Below are 18,641 nucleotides of genomic sequence, written 5' to 3'. Positions count from 1 at the left end.
GACGCGCGGCCGGCCGGATCAGGAAGCGCGCTCGCACCGGAGCGCAATGGGGGGCAAGTATGTCATCGGTAATTTCGAAGAAAATGGGAAAAAATACCGGGAATCCCCTGATAAAACGCGCTTTTCCAGTGGGGCCGGATGGGAGAGGGCCATGTGACGTGGCGATGTCGAATCCTCTGATGGTTGCGCGCAGCGCTCGCGGGATCGGCGAAAAATAATCGGTTGAACTAGGTAATCCGCCGCGCGATCGCAAACCTTGCACCGGATGCTCGAATGCGGCCTGCGCGCCGCACGGATCTGCCGCGTTGCGCCGGGCCGCGCAGGGTCGAACGAAAACAAAAAGAAAAGGCGGGCAAGCCCTGTGGGCCTGCCCGCCTTTGGGTCGCCACGCCGGGAATTACCGGCGCCACATGCGCACGGCGAGCGCCGCGAGCGACGTCGTGACGGCCAGCACGATCACCGCATTCCAGCCCAGTTGCGCGAGCAACGAACTGCCGAGCGCGGCGCCGGCCGCCATCCCGATGAACATGCCGACGAACAGCACCGCGTTGAGGCGGCTGCGCGACGCGGGATCGATCCGGTAGACGATCGCCTGGTGCGCGATCAACGTGGCCTGCACGCCGAGATCGAAGCCGATCGTCGCGACGGCGAGCAGCGCGAGTTGCGCATGCGGCGTCATCAGCGGCGCGGCGGCCATCGCGGCGAACGACACCGTCGCGATCGCGATGCCGATGCGCGTGACACGTTCGGGGCCGTGATGATCGGCGAGGCGTCCGGCGATCGGCGCCGCCAGCGCGCCGGCGGCGCCCGCGAGGCCGAATGCGCCGGCCGCGGCGCTGCCGAGGTGGAACGGCGCGCCGTGCAGCATCACGGCGAGCGTCGACCAGAACGCGCTGAACCCGATGGCGAGCATCCCTTGCGCGAGCGCGGCGCGGCGCAGCGCCGGATGACGGCGCCACAAATCCGCGAGCGATCCGATCAGCGCGCGGTACGACAGCTGCGTGGTCGGCTCGAAGCGCGGCAACCCGCGTGCGGCCACGACGCCGATCGCCGCGACGCTGGCGGCCGCGAGCGCGAACATCGCGCGCCAGCCGGCCGTTTCCGCCACGAATCCGGCGACGACGCGCGACAGCAGGATGCCGAGCAGCAGCCCCGTCATCACCGTGCCGACGATGCGGCCGCGATGCGTGTCGTGCGCGAGCGTCGCGGCGGCCGGCACGACGTCCTGCGCCATCGTCGCGGTCAGGCCGATCGCGAAGCTCGCGGCCAGCAGCAGCCCGAGCGACGGCGCGACCGCGGCGAGCAGCAGCGCGACGACCAGCGCGGCGGCCTTCGTCACGATCACGCGGCGCCGGTCGAAGCGGTCGCCGAGCGGCGCGAGCAGCAGGATGCCGAGCGCATAGCCGAGCTGCGTGAGCGTCGGCACGAAGCCGATCGCGCGCGCCGACGCGCCGAGATCGGCGCCGAGGGCGGCGAGCATCGGCTGCGCATAGTAGAGCGGCGCGACGCCGAGGCCGGCTGCCGCCGCGAGCAGCAGCACGAGCCGGCGATCGGGCATCGATGCGGCGGTTGCATGGGCCGCATGGGCCGGTGCATGGGCCGCGCGGGGCGCGGCGTCGAGACGGGTCGGGGTGGACATCGCGTACATCCTTGTTGGGCTAACGAATGGACGCGAGTGTGCCGACTGGCAGCCGGCCGCGGTAGTGCCGCCCGGCGCAGATTTGTTATACGCTTCACGCATGACCGAGAAAATTCCTGCCTCGCCCGCTGCTGGCGGGTCTGAGCGCATTCAGGCGGTGCCCGTCGACGGCGCGGGCTATCGTTTCGAGTTGATGGAAACCTTCGTACGCATAGTCGAGGCCGGCAGCCTGTCGGCCGCCGCCGCGCAACTGCACACGACCCAGCCGACCATCAGCCGGCGGCTCCAGGCGCTCGAACGCTCGCTCGGGGTCCGGCTGCTGCAGCGGACGACCCATACGATGCGGTTGACGGTCGATGGAGAGCGCTGTCTCACGCGCGCGAAGGAACTGCTGACGAACTGGGCGGCGTTCGAAGCCGACCTGCGCGGCGCGCAGGAGGAGCCCGACGGCCTGCTGCGGGTCGCGGTGCCGCATGCGTTCGGACAGGAGCGCTTCGTCGCGCCGCTCGCGCGGTTTCTGCGCGACTACCCGCGCGTATCGGTGGAGTGGCTGTTGCAGGACGAGGTGCGGGATTTCGTCGGCAGCGGGATCGACTGTGCGATCCAGGTCGGCGAGCCGACCGACCCGTCTGTCGTCGCGATCCGGCTGACCAAGGTGCCGCGCTTCGTGGTGGCCGCGCCGTCCGTGCTGAACGGCGCCGAGGTGCCCGCCGATCCCGACGCGCTCGCCGCGTTGCCGTGGCTCGCGCTGCGCACGTACTACCGGACCGAGCTGACGCTGACGCATGCCGTCACGGGCGACACGCGGCGTATCGCGATTCGTCCGCGCATCACGACCGCGAATCTCTACGCGCTGCGCAGCGCGGCGCTGCTTGGGGTCGGCGCGTGCGTCGGTTCGTCGTGGATGCTGGCCGACCATCTCGCGCGCGGCGAACTCGTGCATCTCGCGCCCGACTGGCAGGCCGCGCCGTTGCCGGTCTACATGACCTACCCGCACGCGCAGTTCTATCCGTCGCGGCTCGTGCGCTTCGTCGCGATGATGCGCGAGGCCGTGCCTGCACTCGTCGAAGGGCGCGATGCGTGAGCGGCAGGTGCCGCCGTGCGCGCCGTCAGCCGCGCCGGATGCCTTCGGGCAAGGCGCTGATGCGGCGCACTTCGGGCGAATCGAGCCACGCGCGGGACGTCGCGCAGTCGACGAACATGTCGGTCGCGTCGTCGCCCCAGAACAGGTCGCCGTCGAGTTCGAAGGTCGGCACGCCGAACACGCCGTGCGCGATCGCCTGATCGGTGTTCGCGCGTAGTGCGTCCTTCACCGCCTGGGTTTCGACGGCCGTCACGCCTTCGGGAAAGCCGACCGCGTCGCACAGCGCGGCAAAGCCGTCCGGCGTCGAGACGTCGTTGCCGTCGCGCCAGATGTGCCGGAAGATCCGCCGGATCGCGTCGGGCGAGCCGCCCATCGCGATCGCGAGACGCAGCGGCCGGATCGGGTTGAACGGATGCGCGGGCGGCATCCGGAACGCGATGCCGAGCTTGTTCGCGCGGTATTGCGCGTGGCGATACGTGAAGGTGCGCTTCGCCGCGATCTCGGCCGGCGCTTTCTGGCCCCAGTGCGCGAGCAGCGCGCCGAGCACGATCGGCTTCGGCTCGTATGCGGCGGCAGGCGGCAGTTGATCGAACCGTTCCTGCTGCAGATAGGCGAACGGCGAAACGAAATCGAAATACCAGGTGGCGGTGCGCGCGGCGTTCATCGCATCGGTCTCCTCATGCGTGTCCGGATGGGGCGTGCGCGGGCAGGGCGCGCACGCGAATGCGGGCCAGTGTCGCACGTGGCGGCGTTTTGCGCTGCCGCAGGGGCCGGGACGGGACCGGCGGCACCCGTGATGACGCCGCGCCCGCTGCAGCCGCAGTCAGCATGCGGGCGTTACCGCGTGACGCGAGTGCGTACTAACCCCGCACTAACCCTTCTCGACCAGCGTCGCGAGCCTTGCGAGCGCCATCTGCCAGCCGGTTTCGTTGTCGGCGGCCGGCACGCCCGGCGGCACACCGTCGTGCACGGCGTCGACGCGCGTGCCGCCCGCTTCGTCGGACAGCGTGATCGTGATCGTCATGGCGCCGCGCAGCATCGGATCGTCGGTTTCGAACACGTCGATTTCGACGATCTGCTCGTCGGGCACGAGCGTCACGAAGCGGCCGTGATAGGTGTCGGTGTGCGCGGCGGTCTTGCCGGTGCCGCTCGACGAATCGTCGTAGCTCAGCGACACGCGCAGCGCGCCGCCTTCGCGCGCGTCGTACGCGTGCACGCGGCACGTCATGCCGTCCGGCACTTTCCATTGTTCGACCGCGTGCGGGTCGAGCAGCGCGCGATAGACGCGCCCGCGCGGGGCGTTCAGGTGCCGGCTGACCCGGGTCGAATGCGTGTGCGTGCGCAGCATGTGCCCTCCCGCGGAGCGCGCGCGACGGTGCACGCCGGATGCCGGCGTGTCGTCGTGCTTCCTTCAGGAATCCTAGGCGCGTGCGTGGCGGCATGCAATGGCCGCGCATGTGTACCCGATCAGCGCAAGGCGGCCGCGAATTCGTCGAGCTGCGTGATGCAGATGTTCCAGCCCTCGAAAAAGCCGAGCGCCTCGTGGCGCTCGCGCGTCGCCGCGTCCGGATGCATCACGCGTGCTTCGTAGCGGCAGCCGTCGTGGTCGTCGGCCATCGCGATGACGGCCGTGAAGCCCATCCACGGCACCTGCGGCCGCCAGCCGCCCGTGAGCATCGACGTGAACACGATGCGCGCTTGCGGCACGATTTCAAGGAAGCAGCCGGGGTTGTCGCTCGTGCCGCCGTCGGGGCCGCGCATGAACGTGTGAAAGGCGCCGCCCGGGCGCAGGTCGAACGCACGGACTTCGGTGGTCCACGGTTTCGGGCACCACCATTCCTTCAGCAGTTCGGGGTCGGTCCACGCGCGCCAGAGCGCCTGGCGCGGCGCGCGCAGCGTGCGCGTGATGACGAGGTCATGGGTTGCGGCGGGGTCGACGTGGCTGGCTGACATGGGTTGAGTCCTCCTGGTGGCGGCGTTCGACGAATTCCACGAGACGATCGGCGCGTGCTTCCCACAGCGCGCGCTGGGCGGCAAGCCACTGCTCGGCTTCCGCCAGCCGGCTGCCGACCAGCTCGCAGGTGCGCGAGCGGCCGTCTTTCCGGGTCTGGACGAGGCCGCTGCGTTCGAGCACGGCGACGTGCTTCATGAACGACGGCAGCGCCATGTCGAACGGCGCGGCCAGTTCCGATACGGTCCGCCCGCCGCCCCCGAGTGCGCTGACGATTGCGCAGCGCGTCGGGTCGGCGAGGGCGTGGAAGACGTCGTCGATGCCGGGTTGAAAGTTAGCCATGCGGCTAAGTATAGGCAATGCACGGAGAATTTTCGTCGCGTAGGATGATGGGGCGATAACACGCGCCGATCAGGCCGGGCGCCGTGTTTCCGAGCACCTGCCGCCGTTGCGCATGCGCGACGGCGCGGCGGCATGCCTTGCGATCCGGGCGCACGCCGACCGAACGCGTGCCCCGCCTGATATACCGGAGAGGGTATGACAGAACCCGTGACCGTTCGCCGTGTCGACGCGAGCGAAGCGAACGCCTGCATCGACGCGCTCGCCGACGTGCTGATCGATTGCGTCGAAGGCGGCGCGTCCGTCAGCTTCATGTTGCCGATCGCGCGCGCGACGGCCGTCGCGTTCTGGACGCGCGTCGCCGACGGGGTCGCGAGCGGCGAGCGCATCCTGCTCGTCGCCGAGGACGCCGCCGGCCGGATCGTCGGCACCGTCCAGGTCGTGACCGGGCAGCCGGAGAACCAGCCGCATCGCGCGGACATCGCAAAGATGCTCGTGTCCCGCCGTGCGCGCCGGCAGGGCATCGCCGCGCGTCTGATGGCGGCTGCCGACGACGCCGCGCGCGAGGCCGGCAAGACCGTGCTCGTGCTCGACACGGTGACGGGCGGCGATGCCGAGCGCCTGTACGAGCGGGCCGGCTGGCAGCGCGTCGGTATCGTGCCGAACTACGCGCTGATGCCCGACGGCGCGTTGTGCGCGACGACGTATTTTCACAAGCAGCTCGTGTAACGTCGTCGGCCGCTGGAAGCGGGCGCATCGGCGACACCCGCGCCGCATGCCGCGTCACCCGTTCGCGATCGGCTTCGGCGGCGCGACGGCACGCGGTTCTCCCGACTGCCTTCGGCTCACGAGGCTCACGATCATGCCGGCCGTGACGACCGCGATGCCGGCGAGCGCCGCGGCGTGCGGTCGTTCGCCGAGCAGCAGCGCCGCTTCGAGCGTGGCGAGCAGCGGCATCAGCGCGGCGAAGGTTGCGCCGATCGCCGGCCCCAGCGCGACGACGGCGCGGCTGAAGCAGTAGAGCGCGAGCACCGACATCAGCACGCCCTGGTAGATCGCCTGCGTGGCGATGGCCGCGACGGGCGCGTGCAGCACGGCGCCGCCGCGCACGGCGAGATAAAGCGGGCAGTAGAGCAGCGCGGAACCGACCGACACGATGGCCGTCGCATGCAGCGCACCGGCGGCCGCGTGTTTCGTCGTGACGTTATAGACGGCCCACAGCAGGCCGCCGAGCACGAACAGCGCGAGGGCGAGCGGCCCGATCGCGCCGCTCAGCGCGTCGGAGGTGGTCAGCGCCATCCCGGCCAGGATCGCGACGATGCCGGCGATCCGTGCGGCGGGCAGCGTCTCGCGCGCGATCCACCGGCCGAGGACGGCCGTGAACGCGATCATGCTGCCGGGCGTCAGCGCGAAGTAGCCGACCGGCGCGCGGCTCAGCGCCGCCGCGACCGTGAGGATGTACGGCGCGCCGGCGCCGGTCACCATCAGCACGATCGCCGCGGGGCGCAGCGAGCGGACGCCGCGACGCAGCACGACCGGCAGCAGCAGCGTGCCCGATACGGCGAAGCGGATGAACGCGATGTCGAACGCGTCGAGCGCGGCATGCGTGACGCCCAGCCGCGTGACGACCGGAAAACCGCCCCAGATGAGTGCCGCGAGCAGTCCATAGCCGATTCCGGTGAGCCATTCGTTGTGCTTCATGTGCGGTCCTTGCGGGGCGGCGGGTCGATGTGCGGCAAGGATGCGGTGCTTCCGGTAATGCGTCCAATATATTATTCGGGTGAAATTAAGTCGGAAAACGTCTTAATGGTCAGGCGGAATGACAACCCGAGCGGGCCGCGATGCGACGCTCCGGCGACCTCTCCCGTCGCGCGTCACCGGCCGCGCCGCCGATGTGCAAGCCACGCGGCCGGAAAAGCCGGCCGGCGGCGGCGCGGCTCCGATATATTCGTGCTGCAACACTCCACCGGAACGCCAACGGAATGGCCGCCACGATGAAACGCTCCCACGTCGCTTTCGCCCTCACGGGGCTGCTGGTCGCGCTGCCGATCGCCGCTTACGCGCTCGTCAAGCCGCTGCGCGTCGTCGCGCCCGCGCTGCTGCCCGGCGTGTCGTGTCCGCGCGCGGACATCTGCATCGACGATGCCGCGAAGCTCGGCGACGCGCGGCAGCTCTATCGCGACGGCTATGCGCGCGCGGCGGCGGCCGTGGGCCGGTTTCGCGATGCGCCGCGCGTCGTGTTCTGCTCGACGCGCGCGTGCGCGGATGCTTTCGGCCTCGGCGAACGCGCGGCATTGACGCTCGGGGATTTCGGCGTGGTCGTGGCGCCGCGCGGCTGGCAGACCTACTTTCTCGCGCACGAGCTGATCCATCACCGGCAGGCCGAAGTGCTCGGCAACCTCGCAGTCGCGACCAAGCCGCGCTGGCTGATCGAAGGGATGGCGTATTCGCTCAGCGGGGATCCGCGTCATCCGCTGATGGAGCCGTTCGAGTCATGGCGCACGCAGTTCGAAACGTGGCATGCGGCGCTCGGCCAGCAGCCGTTGTGGGATGCGGCGAGGGCGATCCAATAGCGATGGCGATGCGGTAGGCACGCCCGCGAACGGCGCCGTGCCGTTATGCCGGCACGGCTGGATCGTCGGGGGCGTGCTGCCCGACGAGCGCGCGGCGCGCCGCATCGAGAATCTCGTCGGCCAGGGCGGGATCGGTGCCGGCCACCGCCCGTGACAGCACCAGCGCGCCGACCATCTGGCTGAAGACGGCGATCGTGTCGCCGCGCGCGTCGGCCGCGGCCGCGCCTTCCGCGGCCACCATGCGTTCCAGCCGGTCGAGATACGCGGCGACGCCGCGCGTGTAGCAGGCGCGCGCCGCATCGGTCAGCCGCGGCGCATCGCCCGCGAAGCCCGACAGCGGGCAGCCGGCTTCGACGTCGTCCCGATGCGCGCCCGACAGGTACGCCGTCACCTGTTCCGGGACGCTGCCGGCGTTCGGCGAATCGGCGCGATCCTGCACCGCCTTGTCCATCACGGCGACGACCAGCGCGTCCTTCGACTTGAAATGGTTGTAGAAGCCGCCCTGCGTGAAGCCGGCTTCCTTCATCAATTCCGTCAGCCCGACCGCGTCGACGCCGCGCACCCGGAACAGCCGCTCGGCGGCCGCGACGATCGCGTTGCGGTTGTCGGCGGCCTGTTGTCTCGAGACGCCCATCGATCCCTCCCTCATTCCATCAATTGCAACGATTGAAAATCACAATGGCGATCACCATTGACGTACCGGAATCGCGCTGGCACTATGCGTCGCAAAGACGATGGTGATCGACATTGAGATCAAGTGTAGCCGACTTCGCGGACGAAGCGAAGCAACCGGCTCGGCACGGATGGATGTCGGTCGGAGTCTTGGGTGCGGCGAGGCGCGGGCGGCGGGATGGCGGCCCGGCTTCCGGCACCGGCGGGGCAACGGTTCGGTGCGCGAAGGCAGCGTGGTTTTTCACCGGATTCCGGGCGCGCGGCGAACCGGCGCGGACGGGATCGAATCTCGGAAAGGAACGATCATGAAGATCGAAGGTGCAGTCGTTTTCATCACGGGCGCGAACCGCGGGCTTGGCCTCGAGTTCGCGAAGCAGGCGCTCGAACGGGGCGCGCGCAAGGTCTATGCGGGCGCACGCGATCCGGCCAGCGTGACGCTGCCGGGCGTGGTGCCCGTGAAGCTCGACGTGACCGACCCGGCGGCGGTCGCCGCGGCCGCCGACGCGGCGCGCGACGTCACGCTGCTGATCAACAACGCGGGCATCGCGCGGCTCGGCAGCCTGACCGACGACGGTGCGGTCGACGCATTGCGCGCCCACCTGGAGACCAACGTGTTCGGAATGCTGGCGATGTCGCGTGCGTTCGCGGGAACGCTCGCCGGCCACGGCGGCGGCGCGATCCTGAACGTGCTGTCCGTCGCGAGCTGGGTGAACCGGCCGATCCTGTCGGGCTACGGCGTGTCGAAATCGGCCGCGTGGGCGCTGACCAACGGGCTGCGGCATTCGCTGCGCGAGCAGCGCACGCAGGTGGTCGGGCTGCACGCCGGCTTCATCGATACGGACCTGACGCGCGGCCTCGACGTACCCAAGGCGACGCCGGCCGACGTCGTGCGCCAGGCGTACGACGCGATCGAATCCGGTGCGGAGGAGGTGTCCACCGACGAGTTCACGCGGCAGGTGAAGGCCACGTTGTCGGACGGTGTGTATCTGGACGAGGCGGCGCCGGCCTGACGCCGCTCGTGGAAGACGGCCCGCCGCCCGCGCTCGCGCGCGGCGGGCCCGGTCGTCAGACCGTCGTGTCGATGATGCCCGGGATCTTCACGTCCGGGTTCACGTCCGCGTCGTAGTCGACGCCGGCGATCTCGAAGCCGAACAGACGCAGGAATTCCGTCTTGTAGCCGGTGAAGTCGGTCATCTCGTACAGGTTCTCGTTCGTCACCTTGTCCCACGTCGCGACGACCTTGCCCTGCACTTGCGGATCGAGTTCCTTGTAGTCCGCGCGCAGGCGCCCTTCGTCGTCGACGTGCGGCGTCGCGCCGTACAGGCTGTCCTTCAGGAGCCCGTACACCTGCTCGATGCAGCCTTCGTGCGTGCCGGTTTCCTTCATCACCTTGAACAGCAGCGACAGGTAGAGCGGCATCATCGGGATCGCCGAGCTCGCCTGCGTGACGACGGCCTTCAGCACCGACACGCGGGCATCGCCGCCGTGCGCGGCCAGCTTGTCGCGGATCGACAGCACCTTCTTGTCGAGATCCTTCTTCGCTTCGCCGATCGAGCCGTTCCAGTAGATGTCGTGCGTGATCTGCTCGCCGAGATACGTGAACGCGGTCGTCTTCGCGCCGTCGGCCAGCACGCCGGCTTCGGCCAGCGCGTCGATCCACATCTGCCAGTCCTCGCCGCCCATCACGGCGACGGTGCCGTCGATCTCTTCCTGCGTGGCCGGCTCGAGCGACACTTCGCGGATCACTTCCTTGTCGGTGTCGAGGCCGCGGAACGTGACCGGTTTGCCGACCGGCTTGAGCGTCGAGCTGATCGTTTCGCCCGTCTTCGGATGCGTGCGGCGCGGTGCCGCGAGGCTGTAGACGACCAGGTCGACCTTGCCGAGATCCTGCTTGATGGTGTCGATCGTGATCTGCTTGACCTTGTCGGAGAATGCGTCGCCGTTGATGCTGCGCGCATAGACCCCCTTTTCAGCGGCGAACTTCTCGAACGCGGCGCTGTTGTACCAGCCTGCCGTGCCCGGCTTCGTTTCGCTGCCGGCGCGCTCGAAGAACACGCCCAGCGTGTCCGCGCCCGAGCCGAATGCGGCCGAGATCCGGGCGGCGAGGCCGTAGCCGGTCGACGCGCCGATCACGAGCACCTTCTTCGGGCCGTTGGCGATCGGGCCGTGCGAAGTCACGTAGTCGATCTGTTCCTTGACGTTGGCTTCGCAGCCGACGGGATGAGTCGTCACGCAGATGAAGCCACGCACGCGCGGTTTGATGATCATGGGGAACCTCTAGTCAGAAAGGCGGGGACGGCCTGAAATCGGAAAAATCCCGCGCATTGTAATGGAAGCGGGCGGGCAGGGCGGCAAAGGCGGGCGGTAACGGCGGCCGCCGCCGCGCGGGGCCGGACCGTCCGGGCGGCGCATCGCGTCTTCGCCGATTAATTTCTCTCTTGACAGAAATAACTGAAAAAACTAAATTCACCGACATGGAACTCACACCGATTGCCGAACGATTCATTCTCCACTGGGGCGAAATGGGCTCGCGGTGGGGCGTCAACCGCACCGTCTCGCAGATCCACGCGCTGCTGTATCTGGCCGGGCGGCCCGTCGCGGCCGACGAGATCGCCGAGACGCTCAACGTCGCGCGCTCCAATGTCAGCACGAGCCTGAAGGAGCTGCAGTCGTGGCGGCTCGCGAAGGTCGTGCACGTGCTGGGCGATCGCCGCGACCATTTCGAGACGTCGACCGACATCTGGGAACTGTTCAAGCTGATCGTCGAAGGGCGGCGCCAGCGCGAGATCGAACCGACGCTCACGGTGCTTCGCGATTGCCTGACGAGCCCCGAGATCGCCGACGAAAGCCGCGAGACCGAGCAGCGCATCCGCGACACGCTGCAGTTCGTCGAGACGCTCACGACCTGGTCGGACGAAATGCTGCGGTTGAAGCCGGACACGCTGATGAAGGCGCTCGGCATCGGCGCGAAGATCAGCCAGACGGTCCGGCGCAAGTCGCCGAAGTAAGCGGCACCGGACGTGCGGGCAGACAGCCCGCTTTTTTTGGATTTCATATTTCTGTCTGTACAGAAATAACTGTAAATATAGGATGGCGATGACCATGGCCTTGCTGACGAACCGCCGCCATGCCGCACGACGGAGTGCGGCATGAACATCCTCGTCTGCGGCGCGAACGGTTTCATCGGGCGGGCGCTGAGCGCGCGGCTCGAAGCCGGCGGCCATCGCGTGCTGCGCGGCGTGCGTCGTGCGGCCGGCCCGCGCGACGTCGAAATCGACTTCGCGAAGGACGTCGACGCCGATGCATGGCTGCCCCGGCTGGAGGGCGTCGACGTGGTGGTCAACGCGGTCGGCATCCTCGCCGACCGGCGCGGCGCGACGCTGGACACCGTGCATCGTGCGGCGCCGTGCGCGCTCTTCACCGCGTGCTGCCGCACCGGCGTGCGGCGCGTGATCCAGATTTCCGCGCTGGGCGTCGAACGCGGCGATACGCCGTATTTCGCGAGCAAGCACGCGGCCGACCGCTTCCTGCAGACGCTGCCGCTCGATTCCCGGATCGTGCGTCCGGCGCTCGTCTATGGCGTGTCCGGCACGTCGGCGCGGTTCTTCCGGATGCTCGCGAGCCTGCCCGTGCACGTGCTGCCGGCGGGCGGCCATCAACGGCTGCGCCCCGTGCATGTCGACGATCTCGCCGAACTCGTCGCGCGGCTCGTCGATGCGCCGGCGGCCGGCGAGCGCGTCATCGACGCCGTCGGCGCCGACGAAGTCGAGTACCGCGACATGCTGGGCGGCTATCGTGCGGCGCTCGGTTTTCGGCCGGCGGCGCGTATCGCGCTGCCGGGCCCGCTGGTCGGGGCGGCGGCCGCGCTGTCCGGCGCGATCCCGGGCGCGATGCTGACCCGCGACACGTGGACGATGCTGCGCGGCGGCAACACGGGCGACCCCGCCGCCATCACGGCCGTGCTGGGCCGGCCGCCGCGCGGGCTGCGACATTTCATCGGCGCGGACGCGGCCGTGCTGCGCCACGACGCGCTCGCGATGTGGCGGCGGCCGTTGCTGCGCGGTGCGCTCGCGATCGTCTGGATCTGGACGGCCATCGTCAGCGCATTCGTCCATCCGCGGAGCGACAGCCTGGCGATGCTCGCGCACGCCCACCTGACCGGGCTGCCCGCGTTGATCGCGCTCTACGCGGCCTGCGCGCTGGACTTCGCGTTCGGCGTGGCGACCGTCGTTGCGCCGTCCCGTCGCCTGTGGGTCGCGCAAGGCGCGCTGATCGTCGCGTATTCGGCCGTCATCGCGGTCACGATGCCGGCCCTGCTCGCCGAACCGTTCGGCCCCGTGCTCAAGAACGTGCCGATTCTCGCGATCCTGCTGATCCTGTTTGCCGAAGAGCAATAAAAATGAATATCTATCTGATCGTCAAGACGCTGCATATCCTGTCCTCGGTGCTGATGGTGGGCACCGGCTTCGGCACCGCGTTCTACCTGTTCTTCGCGAACCGCACGCGCTCGGTGCCGGCGATCGCGGCCGTGTCGCGTCTCGTGGTGCGCGCGGACTGGTGGTTCACGACGCCGGCCGTGCTGTTCCAGCCCGCGTCCGGGCTGTGGCTCGCGCACACGGCCGGCTGGCAGTGGGATACGCCGTGGCTCGTCGCGTCGATCGTGCTGTATGCGATCGCGGGGGTGTGCTGGCTGCCGGTCGTGTGGCTGCAGATCGAACTGGCCTCGATGGCGAAGCTCGCGCACGCGAATGGCGACGCCACCCTGCCGGAGCGCTACTGGCGCTATGCGAAGCGCTGGGAGCTGCTTGGCTATCCGGCGTTCTTCGCGATGCTGACCGTCTACTTCCTGATGGTGCTCAAGCCGATGTAAGCGCGTCGCTGCCGCGCAGGCAGTTCCACGCAGTCGATCGATTCCGGATGCTGGCGATAAAAAGAAGGAGTGCAAAGCATGAGCTCGAGTGAACTGGTTCTTTACTTCGACGGGCGGTGTCCGTTATGCGCGGCGGAAATCAGGCGTCTCGGCGCGCGGGACACGCGACACCGGCTGGCCTTCGTCGATATCGCCGCGCCGGGCTTCGATCCCGCGCCGCTGGGCGTCGACCTCTCCGCCATGAATCGGGAGCTGCATGCGCGCCTGCCCGACGGACGCATGCTGACCGGCATCGACAGTATCGTGGCCGCCTATACGCTGGTCGGGCGTCACGGGCTCGTCTGGCTGCTGCGCGCGCCGGTCGTGCGCGACGCGTTCGCGCCGCTGTATCGCCGTGTCGCGCGCAACCGGTACGCGGTGTCGCGCTGGCTCGGCTATCGCGCCGAAGCGCGCTGCGATGCCCGGGCGTGCGGTAGCGGCACGGCCGCGCACGACACGGCAACGGATCGACCTGCACGCGACAACGTGCGTCGCATCGTCGTGAACTGGATGTATGCGGCGGCGATCGTGCATCTGCTGGTCGGCGCGGCGCTTCCGTGGGTCGCCGGGGCGTCGTGGCTCGACGCATATCACCGGCGCATCGAGTTGCATTTCTGGGCCGCAACGGCACCCGGCGCGGCGCGCGCGCAGCAGATCTGGTGGCTGTCGCTGTTCGGCGCGACGCTGCAATGCGCATCGGTCTGGATGCTGGCGCTCGTGCACCTCGGCAACCGGCTGCGCAGACGCGAAGTGTGGGGATGGCTGCTGGCCGGCCTGCTGATCTGGGCGCCGCAGGACCTGCTGTTGTCGTTGCACGCGCAGGTCGGGCGCCACGTGGCGGCCGATGTCGCGGCGCTCGTCGCGATGGTACCGCCGCTCGTCTGGTTGTGGAGGAGGGATACCGCATGAACACGCTGCCGGCTTTTCACTGGGCGCTCGATCTGCTGATCGTGCAGGGCGCGATGGGCGCACTCGATACGCTTTACCACCACGAACTCACGCAGGACCTGCCGCACCGCCCGCGCGCGCGGCTCGAACTGACGATTCATGCGGCGCGTTCCGTGCTCTATGGTGTCGTGTTCGCGTCGATCGCGAACGTCGCCTTTCACGGCGCGTGGGTGGCGGCCATCGCGGCGGTCGTGCTCGTCGAAGTGGCGCTGACGTTGTGGGATTTCGTCGTCGAGGACCAAAGCCGCAAGCTGCCGGCGACCGAGCGCGTGCTGCACACGCTGCTGGCCGTCAACGGCGGGGCGCTGTTCGGGATGCTCGCGATGCAGCTGGCTGCGTGGGCGCACGAGCCGACCGCGTTGCGCGCGCTCGATTCCGGCTGGCGCGGCTGGCTGCTCGGCCTGTTCGCCGTCGGCGTGACGCTGTCGGGCATCCGCGACGGCATCGCGGCCTGCCGGGTCGCGCGGCGCGCGCCGGCCGCCAATCCGTTCGTCGGGCAGCCGGCCGGCAACGTGCTCGTGACCGGCGGGACCGGCTTCATCGGCGAAATCCTCATGAACCAGTTGCTCGATGCGGGGCATACGGTCACGTTGCTGGCGCGCGATCCGCTGCGCGCGGCCTATCAGTTTCACGGCCGGGTGCGCAGCGTGACGTCCGCCGCGCAGTTGCAGCCGCACGAGCGTTTCGACACGGTCGTCAATTTCGCGGGCGCGCCGGTGCTGGGCGCGCGCTGGAGCGCGCGTCGCCGGGCGCTGCTGCTCGCCAGCCGTGTCGACGTCACGCAGGCGCTGATGCGCTGGGTCGAGACCGCCGAGGTCAAGCCGCGCACGTGGATCCAGGCGTCGGCGATCGGCTATTACGGCGTGCGGCCGGCCGACGAGCGGCTCGACGAGGACAGCCGTGCCGGCAGCGGCTTCATGTCGGCGTTGTGCCGGCAGTGGGAGCAGTCGGCGCAGCCGCTCGAGCGGCACGGGGTGCGTACGGTGGTGCTGCGGCTGGGCATCGTGTTCGGCCCCGGCGGCGCGTTGCGTCCGATGCTGCTGCCGCACTACGTCGGCCTGGGCGGCCGGTTCGGCGACGGCGCGCAGGTGATGAGCTGGATTCACCGGGACGACGTGCTGCGGATCATCGCGCGCGCGATGTCGAACGGCGGCATGCGCGGCGTCTACAACGCGGTCGCGCCGGTGGCCGTGACCCAGCGCGAGTTCGTGCAGGTCGTCGCGAAGGTGTTGCGGCGTCCCGCCTGGCTGCACGTGCCGGCCGCACCGCTGCGCCTGGCGATGGGCGAGATGGCCGAGCTGCTGCTGGACGGGCAGCGCGTGATGTCGGCACGGCTGCACCAGGACGGATTCATGTTCCGGTTCCCGACGGCCGAGCACGCGCTGCGCGACCTGACCGACCGGCCGCACACCGATTTTGCGCGCGCGGCCTGCCGTTCGCCCCGAGGTCGTGTATAAATTCGACGGATACCCGTTCGGGCCGGTCGAGTGCCCCGAACGCCCTGCATCCGACCTCACAAGGAGACTGCATGCTGCACGTCCTCGGCAAGATCCCGTCCATCAACGTCCGCAAGGTGCTGTGGCTGTGCACCGAGCTGAACCTGCCGTTCGAACAGGAAGACTGGGGCTCGGGCTTTCGCACGACCAACGACCCGACCTATCTCGCGCTGAATCCGAACGCGCTCGTGCCCGTGATCAAGGACGACGATTTCGTGCTTTGGGAATCGAACACGATCATCCGCTACCTCGCGAACCGCTATGGCGGCGATGCGCTGTATCCGGCCGAGCCGCAGGCACGCGCGCGGGTCGATCAGTGGATCGACTGGCAGGCGGCCGACCTGAACCGTTCCTGGGTCGGCGCGTTCCTCGGCCTCGTGCGCAAGTCGCCCGATCATCAGGATCCGGCGGTGATCGCGCAGTCGATCGCGGGCTGGACGAAGCTCATGACGGTGCTGAACGCGCAGCTCGAAGCGACCGGCGCATACGTGGCCGGCGACCACTTCACGCTCGCCGACATTCCGATCGGCCTGTCGGTGAACCGCTGGTTCGGCACGCCGTTCGAGCACCCGGATTTCCCGGCGGCGAAGCGTTACATCGACCGTCTCGCGACGCGCGAAGGCTTCAAGCAGTACGCGGGCAGCGCGAATCCGTAATGCATCGCCAGTAGCGGGCGGTGTGCGGCGTCGGCCGCCGCCGCCGTGTCACCGCCCGCATCACGGAAGCCGCGCGCCGGCCGTCACGCGCCCGGCGCGGGCACTGCGTCGAGCACGCGTTCGAGAAACCTTTCGTGATTCCACGCGGATTCCGGCCGAGACAGCCCGAGCCGCACGACCACCAGCTGGCGGCTCGGCACCACGCTCACGAACTGGCCTTCATGGCCGACCGCATGAAATGCGTCGGCGGGCAGGGTTCGCGCATCCGAGCCGGTATCGTTGAACGGCTCCGGCACCTTCACCCACAGATGCGCGCCGAATTCCTCGCGCGGCGACAGCGGCGTCGCGCGCGTCAGGTAGCGCACCCAGCCTTCGGGGAGCAGCCGCTGCCCGTTCCACACGCCGTCCTGCAGCAGGAACTGCCCGAAGCGCGCCCAGTCGTGCGCGCTTGCATACATGAACGACGCGCTGCCGAGCGTGCCGGACGCATCGGGCTCGAACACCGCGCTGCGCATCCCGAGCGGCGCGAACAGCGCGCGGCGCGGAAACGCGAGGTAGTCGTCCTCGGTGCCGCCCATCGCGACGCGCATCACGCGCGCGACGATCGCGCTCGTGCCGCTCGAGTAGTACCACTGCGTGCCGGGCTTCGCGGCGAGCGGCCTGGACGACGCGAAGCGCGCGGTGTCGGGCTGCGTGAACAGCATCACGGCGACGTCGGACAGCGGGTCGTCGTAGTCCTCGTTGAATTGCAGGCCGCTCGTCATGTGCAGCAGTTCGTCGAGCGTGATCGCCGCGCGCGGATCGCCGCTGCCGCGCCATTCGGGCAGCAGCGCCGACGCATCCGGCGACAGCGTGTGTTGCGCGACGAGCATGCCGACGAGCGCGGCCGTCACGGTTTTCGTCATCGACCAGCCGGGTAGCGGCGTGTCGGCCGTGAAGCCGCGCGCATAGCGTTCGGCGATCACCTGGCCGCGCCACATCACGACGACGGCACGCGTGCGCCGCGGCCGCGCCGGATCGGATTCGTCGAACGCACGATCGAGCGCGGCCTGCAGCTTGCGTGCATCGATGCCGGCGGGCGGCACGATCGGCGCGACGGATGCGATGGGCGCCGCTTGCGCGGGCGGCGGATCGGGGACGGGCGGCAGCGCGGCCGGCAGCACGCCGGGCGATGGCCCGAGCGCGAGCGTGCAGCCGAGCCCGGGCCGGAAGTCCGCTTCGCGTTGCGCGAAGCCGGCGAAGGTCGCGACGGCGCGACGATGCTCGGGATCGATCGACGGGCGTACCAGTTTCAGCAGCGGATGCACGCCGGCCATGATGTCGATGTCGATCACCGACGCGGCCGGACGGCCCGACACGAACACGCCCGAACACAGCGCCTTCGCCGCATAGCCGGTCGCGATCGGCGCGAGCCGGGACAGCATGTAGCCCGTGTAGCCGATCGCGGCGACGACCGCGAGTGCCGCGCCGCGCAGGATCAGCGATTTGATGGAAATCGTCATGCGCGAGCGTCCTCGGTGGCGTGCCGGCCGGCAGCGATGCGGCAGTGTCGCAGGTTCGGGCGACGCGGCGCAATCGCGGTTGCGTGACGAATGGATGGCGGCCGCGTGCGCTTTCCGGCTTCGCGCCCTGGCGATCGGCGGGCCGGTACGGCAAAGGACGAGTTGAACTCGAACCGGCCATCGGCCGATAATCGTCCGGCATTGCTCTCCTGCCAGTCAAACCCGTCAAACCGCTATCGGAAAACGCCATGTCCTACGACAACAACAACCCGTTCGCCAAAATCCTGCGCGGCGAACTGCCGTGCGTGAAAGTCGCCGAAGACGACGAAACCATCGCGATCATGGATCTCATGCCGCAGGCCGACGGTCACGTGCTCGTGATCCCGAAGGAGCCTGCCGCACAGATCTTCGAGCTGTCCGGCGATGCGGCCGCGGCCGGCATCCGCATGACGCAGCGCGTCGCGGCGGCCGTGCGCGCGGCGCTCGGGCCGGACGGCGTGTTCATCGGCCAGTTCAACGGCGCGGCGGCGGGCCAGACGGTGCCGCACGTGCATTTCCACGTGATCCCGCGCTGGGAAGGCGTCGAGCTGCGGATGCACGCGCGCGACATCGCCGACGCGGCGGCGCTCGAATCGGTCGCGCAGCGCATTCGCACCCATTTCGTGTAACGCGGGCACGGCTCGCCGTACGGGTGGCGCGGCGCATCTGTATCAGCGGTGACGCGAGGTAACACGTGTAACCGCTCGCGAAACTCGCCCGCGCGGGCCCGGCGCTAGACTCGGCGCATTGTTTCATCGAGCGACAGGAAGGGCGCATCGCCTCTTCGTGCCGGTCGTCGCAGGTCGCGGCGGTCCGGCGTTCGCAAGGTGCCA

At 69.3% G+C, this 18,641-nt stretch carries 20 protein-coding genes; 11 read left to right on the top strand and 9 right to left on the bottom strand.

From position 1 onward, the window contains the following. Positions 1-397 precede the first annotated feature (397 nt). Entirely contained in the window at positions 398-1,639 is a 1,242-nt protein-coding gene (locus DCN14_RS13660) for an MFS transporter (protein ID WP_096506507.1), read from the bottom strand. Between the two features lie 100 nt (positions 1,640-1,739). On the opposite strand from DCN14_RS13660, the gene DCN14_RS13655 reads away from it, so the two are divergent. Further along, positions 1,740-2,723, top strand: coding sequence for a LysR family transcriptional regulator (locus DCN14_RS13655; RefSeq protein WP_096506508.1), 984 nt, complete (start codon positions 1,740-1,742; stop codon positions 2,721-2,723). A 25-nt stretch (positions 2,724-2,748) separates the two neighbouring features. Here the strand turns inward: DCN14_RS13655 and DCN14_RS13650 are convergent, their stop codons facing one another. From DCN14_RS13650 to DCN14_RS13635, 4 genes are all read right to left on the bottom strand, one after another. Beyond that, positions 2,749-3,387 (bottom strand): 2-hydroxychromene-2-carboxylate isomerase, encoded by a 639-nt coding sequence (locus DCN14_RS13650; RefSeq protein WP_096506509.1) that lies wholly within the window; start codon positions 3,385-3,387, stop codon positions 2,749-2,751. A 207-nt stretch (positions 3,388-3,594) separates the two neighbouring features. After that, positions 3,595-4,071 (bottom strand): SRPBCC family protein, encoded by a 477-nt coding sequence (locus DCN14_RS13645; RefSeq protein ID WP_096506510.1) that lies wholly within the window; start codon positions 4,069-4,071, stop codon positions 3,595-3,597. 119 nt (positions 4,072-4,190) lie between these two features. Then, entirely contained in the window at positions 4,191-4,676 is a 486-nt protein-coding gene (locus tag DCN14_RS13640; RefSeq protein WP_096506511.1) for an SRPBCC family protein, read from the bottom strand. Beyond that, positions 4,639-5,016: a metalloregulator ArsR/SmtB family transcription factor gene (locus tag DCN14_RS13635; RefSeq protein WP_096506512.1), complete on the bottom strand. Its 378-nt coding sequence runs from the start codon at positions 5,014-5,016 to the stop codon at positions 4,639-4,641. Before DCN14_RS13635 ends, DCN14_RS13640 begins: the two co-directional genes overlap by 38 nt. Before the next feature lie 195 nt (positions 5,017-5,211). Here DCN14_RS13635 and DCN14_RS13630 point away from each other — a divergent pair, with 195 nt between their 5' ends. Beyond that, the gene (locus DCN14_RS13630) at positions 5,212-5,742 is read left to right on the top strand and encodes a GNAT family N-acetyltransferase (protein ID WP_096506513.1); all 531 of its coding nucleotides are present in this window, start codon (positions 5,212-5,214) and stop codon (positions 5,740-5,742) included. A gap of 54 nt (positions 5,743-5,796) precedes the next feature. Here the strand turns inward: DCN14_RS13630 and DCN14_RS13625 are convergent, their stop codons facing one another. Next, positions 5,797-6,714, bottom strand: a complete 918-nt coding sequence (locus DCN14_RS13625) for a DMT family transporter (protein WP_096506514.1) — start codon at positions 6,712-6,714, stop codon at positions 5,797-5,799. Between the two features lie 293 nt (positions 6,715-7,007). On the opposite strand from DCN14_RS13625, the gene DCN14_RS13620 reads away from it, so the two are divergent. Then, a complete protein-coding gene (locus tag DCN14_RS13620; protein WP_096506646.1) occupies positions 7,008-7,586 on the top strand; it encodes a hypothetical protein in 579 nt (192 codons plus the stop codon). Between the two features lie 43 nt (positions 7,587-7,629). On the opposite strand, the gene DCN14_RS13615 is transcribed toward DCN14_RS13620, so the two are convergent. Beyond that, the gene (locus DCN14_RS13615) at positions 7,630-8,220 is read right to left on the bottom strand and encodes a TetR/AcrR family transcriptional regulator (RefSeq protein WP_096506515.1); all 591 of its coding nucleotides are present in this window, start codon (positions 8,218-8,220) and stop codon (positions 7,630-7,632) included. A gap of 343 nt (positions 8,221-8,563) precedes the next feature. Here DCN14_RS13615 and DCN14_RS13610 point away from each other — a divergent pair, with 343 nt between their 5' ends. Further along, positions 8,564-9,268, top strand: coding sequence for an SDR family oxidoreductase (locus tag DCN14_RS13610; RefSeq protein WP_096506516.1), 705 nt, complete (start codon positions 8,564-8,566; stop codon positions 9,266-9,268). 55 nt (positions 9,269-9,323) lie between these two features. Here the strand turns inward: DCN14_RS13610 and fabV are convergent, their stop codons facing one another. Next, positions 9,324-10,526, bottom strand: a complete 1,203-nt coding sequence (gene fabV, locus DCN14_RS13605; protein ID WP_096506517.1) for an enoyl-ACP reductase FabV — start codon at positions 10,524-10,526, stop codon at positions 9,324-9,326. A gap of 206 nt (positions 10,527-10,732) precedes the next feature. Between fabV and DCN14_RS13600 the strand changes: the two genes are divergently transcribed. The 6 genes from DCN14_RS13600 to DCN14_RS13575 all read left to right on the top strand — a co-directional run bounded on the left by DCN14_RS13600 (position 10,733) and on the right by DCN14_RS13575 (position 16,267). Further along, a complete protein-coding gene (locus tag DCN14_RS13600; RefSeq protein WP_096506518.1) occupies positions 10,733-11,266 on the top strand; it encodes a MarR family transcriptional regulator in 534 nt (177 codons plus the stop codon). A 141-nt stretch (positions 11,267-11,407) separates the two neighbouring features. Beyond that, entirely contained in the window at positions 11,408-12,655 is a 1,248-nt protein-coding gene (locus DCN14_RS13595) for an SDR family oxidoreductase (protein ID WP_096506519.1), read from the top strand. A 2-nt stretch (positions 12,656-12,657) separates the two neighbouring features. Beyond that, positions 12,658-13,128 carry a DUF2269 domain-containing protein gene (locus DCN14_RS13590; RefSeq protein ID WP_096506520.1) on the top strand — a complete coding sequence of 157 codons (471 nt, stop codon included), beginning with the start codon at positions 12,658-12,660 and terminating at the stop codon, positions 13,126-13,128. A gap of 78 nt (positions 13,129-13,206) precedes the next feature. Then, positions 13,207-14,076: a DUF393 domain-containing protein gene (locus DCN14_RS13585; protein WP_096506521.1), complete on the top strand. Its 870-nt coding sequence runs from the start codon at positions 13,207-13,209 to the stop codon at positions 14,074-14,076. Further along, positions 14,073-15,572 carry a TIGR01777 family oxidoreductase gene (locus tag DCN14_RS13580; RefSeq protein WP_096506522.1) on the top strand — a complete coding sequence of 500 codons (1,500 nt, stop codon included), beginning with the start codon at positions 14,073-14,075 and terminating at the stop codon, positions 15,570-15,572. Before DCN14_RS13585 ends, DCN14_RS13580 begins: the two co-directional genes overlap by 4 nt. 71 nt (positions 15,573-15,643) lie before the next feature. Then, positions 15,644-16,267 (top strand): glutathione S-transferase, encoded by a 624-nt coding sequence (locus DCN14_RS13575; RefSeq protein WP_096506523.1) that lies wholly within the window; start codon positions 15,644-15,646, stop codon positions 16,265-16,267. A gap of 83 nt (positions 16,268-16,350) precedes the next feature. Here DCN14_RS13575 and DCN14_RS13570 read toward each other — a convergent pair whose 3' ends face one another. Further along, positions 16,351-17,769 (bottom strand): serine hydrolase, encoded by a 1,419-nt coding sequence (locus tag DCN14_RS13570; RefSeq protein WP_096506524.1) that lies wholly within the window; start codon positions 17,767-17,769, stop codon positions 16,351-16,353. 248 nt (positions 17,770-18,017) lie between these two features. On the opposite strand from DCN14_RS13570, the gene DCN14_RS13565 reads away from it, so the two are divergent. Beyond that, the gene (locus DCN14_RS13565; RefSeq protein ID WP_096506525.1) at positions 18,018-18,437 is read left to right on the top strand and encodes an HIT domain-containing protein; all 420 of its coding nucleotides are present in this window, start codon (positions 18,018-18,020) and stop codon (positions 18,435-18,437) included. The last annotated feature ends 204 nt before the right edge of the window (positions 18,438-18,641 follow it).

It is taken from the genome of Burkholderia sp. IDO3, assembly GCF_003366075.1.
Classification (GTDB): domain Bacteria; phylum Pseudomonadota; class Gammaproteobacteria; order Burkholderiales; family Burkholderiaceae; genus Burkholderia; species Burkholderia anthina.
The sequence above is the reverse complement of the archived record's forward strand: the minus strand, read 5'-3'. Positions and strand labels throughout refer to the sequence as shown.